This window comes from Microbacterium sp. B24 (assembly GCF_000333415.1).
Lineage (GTDB): Bacteria > Actinomycetota > Actinomycetes > Actinomycetales > Microbacteriaceae > Microbacterium.
In genome coordinates this window covers 1-491 of the sequence record NZ_BADB01000028.1, presented here as the reverse complement: position 1 = coordinate 491, position 491 = coordinate 1, and the positions used below count along the sequence as shown (strand labels likewise).

The following is a 491-nucleotide window of genomic DNA, read 5'->3' as shown; positions in this document are numbered from 1 at the left end:
CCGCATCGGCCGCTCCGGCCGCGCCGACGGCTCCGGCGACCCCCGGTGCTGCGACCCCGCAGGCTCCGCGCCCCGGTGGTGCCCCGCGTCCGGGCAACAACCCCTTCTCGTCGGCGCAGGGCATGGGCCAGCGTCCCGCCGGCCCGCGTCCGGGCAACAACCCGTTCGCGTCGGCGCAGGGCATGGGCCAGCGCCCGACCCCGGGCAACATTCCGCGTCCGCAGGCCCCGCGCCCCGGCGCCCCGCGTCCCGGCGCGCCGCGTCCCGGTGGCGCCGGCCGTCCCGGCGGCGGAGGCCGTCCCGGCGCGCCGTTCCAGCAGCGTCCGGGCGGTCCGGGTCGTCCCGGCGGCGCCGGAGGCTTCCAGCGCCCCGGCGGTACGGGCGGACCCGGAGCTCCGGGTGGATTCGCGGGTCGTCCCGCGGGTGGCGGCGGCCGTGGTCGCGGCCCCGGCGGCGGCACTGCAGGTGCTTCGGCAAGGGCGGCGGCAAGA

At 81.7% G+C, this 491-nt stretch carries 1 pseudogene (running past one end of the window); it reads left to right on the top strand.

What is annotated here, in order from left to right:
- Positions 1-491: pseudogene (locus I5I_RS00525) on the top strand (translation initiation factor IF-2 N-terminal domain-containing protein) (its annotated part extends 334 nt beyond the left edge of the window); the annotation flags it as partial.